Raw genomic sequence first — 3,279 nt, 5'->3', positions numbered from 1 at the left:
TTCCCCACTGCTGCCTCCCGTAGGAGTCTGGGCCGTGTCTCAGTCCCAGTGTGGCCGGTCGCCCTCTCAGGCCGGCTACCCGTCGTCGCCTTGGTAGGCCATTACCCCACCAACAAGCTGATAGGCCGCGGGCTCATCCTTCACCGCCGGAGCTTTCAACCCCGTCCCATGCGGAACAGAGTATTATCCGGTATTAGACCCCGTTTCCAGGGCTTGTCCCAGAGTGAAGGGCAGATTGCCCACGTGTTACTCACCCGTTCGCCACTAATCCACCCCGAAGGGTTTCATCGTTCGACTTGCATGTGTTAAGCACGCCGCCAGCGTTCGTCCTGAGCCAGGATCAAACTCTCCGTGAATGTTTACCCGTGATCGGGTGCACACATCACGAGAGCGGAACAACTGGTCGGAATAAGACCCGTTGTTCACAGCGTCCTCGCTGTGTCATCGCCCACCGGACACCGAAACGGCACCGATGGGACTTTTCAAAGGAACCACCAACCTGCACCAGGTGCAGGCCGGGGTATCAACATATCTGGCGTTGACTTTTGGCACGCTGTTGAGTTCTCAAGGAACGGACGCTTCCTTCGGTCCCGTCTCACCGGGGCCCTCCGGGCGCTTCCCTTCGTTTCACTTCTTTTTTGTCTTGCTGTCTTGCGTTTCCGACTCTATCAGACTCTTCCGTGTCCGATTCCCGGTCGAAGCGGGCCCTGCCTTTTCGCTTTTCAGGTTCCCCGCTTCCGCGTTCTCCCTTTCCGGCGAGTCCGACTCTATCAGATCCTTTCGGGCCTGATTCCCAGTCAGCGGGATTCGTCTTCCCGGCCGTTGGGCCGTTCCGACGAGTGAGACTTTAGCGGATTCCTGCGCCCCGACGCTAATCGGGGTGCGTTCCTTCGAACGTGGATTCCTCATTTCGCATAGGCGCACGAAAAGACATGCGACCCGAAGTCGCGTGTCTGTCGTGGTTACTGCGGAATGGCTGTCCGGGGACCGACCGGGGTCGGCGCTCACGTCGGACAACTCGGAGCACACTACGGATGCGTCCTGGGCGTGTCAACCCCCGGCCGGTAGCGCCTGCGGCCGGGGGCGGGCGGTGCGCCCGGGCAGGGCTCAGCCGTTGCCGGAGGCCAGGGCGCGGCTGCGGTCGCGGGCCGCTTCCAGGGCGGCGATGAGGGCCGCGCGTACCCCGTGGTTCTCCAGTTCCCGGATGGCGCTGATCGTCGTGCCGGCCGGGCTGGTGACGGCCTCGCGCAGCTTGACCGGGTGCTCACCGCTGTCCCGGAGCATGACGGCCGCGCCGATGGCGGCCTGGACGATGAGGTCGTGTGCCTGGGCGCGGGGCAGGCCGAGCAGGATGCCCGCGTCGGTCATGGCCTCGACCAGGAAGTAGAAGTAGGCGGGGCCGGAGCCGGAAAGGGCGGTGGCCGCGTCCTGCTGGGACTCCGGTACGCGCAGGGTTTTGCCGACGCCTCCGAAGATCTCTTCGGCGGTGGCCAGGTGCGCGCCGGTGGCGTGGCTGCCGGCGGAGATGACGGACATGCCCTCGTCGACGAGGACCGGCGTGTTCGGCATGACCCGGACGACCGGGGTGCCGGAGGCGAGCCGGTCCTCGATGAACGCGGTGGTGATGCCGGCCGCGGCGCTGATGACCAGCCGGTCGGCGGTGACGTGCGGGGCGAGCTCGTCCAGGAGCTTGCCCATGTCCTGCGGCTTGACCGCGAGGATGAGGACGTCGGCGTTCTTGGCCGCCTCCGCGTTGGTGACGGAGTCGACCCCGTACCGCGTGTGCAGTTCCCGGGCGCGTTCGTCCCGGCGGGTGGTCACCAGCAGGTGGGCCGGTCGCCAGCCTGCCCGGATCATCCCGCTGAGCAGGGCCTCGCCGATCTTTCCGGTGCCGAGGACTGCGACTGTCTGGGTCATGCGTTCACCCTCCGGGCGGTGCTGGGCTGTGCTCTGGGCCGGACCGTGCTGCTTCCCCGTCATCCTCGCATCGGGGTGTTCACGGTGTCCGGCGGCGGAGGGTGATCGCGCCGAGGCAGAGGACGAGGAGGGCGCTGCCCGCGACCACGGTGATGTCGCGCACGAAGTCGCCGGTGATCCCGGTGTGGTGGAGGACCTGGTTCATGCCGTCCACGGCGTACGACATGGGCAAGGCATGGGAGATCGCCTCCAGGACCGGGTGCATCGCCTCGCGCGGGGTGAACAGGCCGCAGAGCAGGAGCTGGGGGAAGATCACGGCCGGCATGAACTGGACCGCCTGGAACTCGGAGGCGGCGAACGCCGAGACGAACAGGCCCAGTGCGGTGCCGAGCAGGGCGTCGAGCAGGGCGACCAGGAGCAGCAGCCAGGCCGAGCCGGCCACGTCCAGCCCCAGCAGCAGGACGGAGACCGCCGTGGCGAACGCCGACTGGACGACCGCGACCGCGCCGAACGCGAGGGCGTACCCCCCGATCAGGCCGCCCTTGCCGAGCGGCAGGGCCAGGAGGCGTTCGAGGGTGCCCGAGGTCCTCTCGCGCAGGGTGGCGATCGAGGTCACCAGGAACATCGTGATCAGCGGGAAGATCCCGAGCAGGGAGGCCCCGGTGGAGTCGAAGGTCCCGGCCGCGCCGTCGAAGACGTACCGGAGCAGGGTGATCAGCAGGACCGGGACGACCACCAGGAGCGCGATCGTGCGGGGGTCGTGGGTCAGCTGGCGCAGGACGCGGCCGGCGGTGGCGGTCATCCTCGGACTCCCTCGGTGCGGGGTGCGGCTTCGTCGACCAGGTGGAGGAACGCGTCCTCGACGGTCTCCGTGCCGGTGCGGCGGCGCAGGGCCTCGGGTGTGTCCTCGGCGAGGATCCGGCCCTCCCGCATCAGGAGGAGGCGGTGGCAGCGTTCGGCCTCGTCCATCACGTGCGAGGAGATCAGCAGCGCGGTGCCGCGGTCGGCGGCCAGGCGGTGGAAGAGGTCCCAGAGGTCCCGGCGGAGTACGGGGTCGAGCCCGACGGTCGGCTCGTCCAGGACCAGCAGGTCCGGGGTGGAGAGGAGGGCGACCGCCAGGGAGACCCGGCTGCGCTGGCCGCCGGAGAGCGCACCAGTGAGGGCGTCGGCGCGGCTCGTGAGATCGACGTCCCCGATGGCGCGGGCGACGGCGTCGCGGCGGGTGTTCCGGTGGGCGCGGCCGGGGTGCAGGACGGCGGCGAAGTAGTCGAGGTTCTGTCGGACGGTGAGATCGGTGTAGACGGAGGGCGCCTGGGTGACGTAGCCGATGCGGGGGCGCAGGGCCGGATCCCCGGCGGGGCG

The 3,279-nt window shown here is 68.4% G+C and carries 3 protein-coding genes and 1 rRNA gene; all 4 read right to left on the bottom strand.

The genetic code is table 11. The annotated features are described in order from the left end of the window. Positions 1-356: ribosomal RNA gene (locus tag ACZ6CZ_RS37880) — 16S ribosomal RNA — on the bottom strand; the annotation flags it as partial. A 751-nt stretch (positions 357-1,107) separates the two neighbouring features. Then, a complete protein-coding gene (gene proC, locus ACZ6CZ_RS37875; protein WP_398391156.1) occupies positions 1,108-1,917 on the bottom strand; it encodes a pyrroline-5-carboxylate reductase in 810 nt (269 codons plus the stop codon). Positions 1,918-1,996: 79 nt separating this feature from the next. After that, on the bottom strand, positions 1,997-2,719 hold the full coding sequence (locus tag ACZ6CZ_RS37870; RefSeq protein ID WP_145799992.1) for an ABC transporter permease: 723 nt from the start codon (positions 2,717-2,719) through the stop codon (positions 1,997-1,999). Further along, positions 2,716-3,279 (bottom strand): ABC transporter ATP-binding protein (locus ACZ6CZ_RS37865; RefSeq protein ID WP_469030643.1); only part of this gene is annotated, 564 nt, incomplete at its 5' end. The genes ACZ6CZ_RS37870 and ACZ6CZ_RS37865, both read right to left, overlap by 4 nt.

Source organism: Streptomyces sp. NPDC041135, assembly GCF_055592085.1.
The sequence above is the reverse complement of the archived record's forward strand: the minus strand, read 5'-3'. Positions and strand labels throughout refer to the sequence as shown.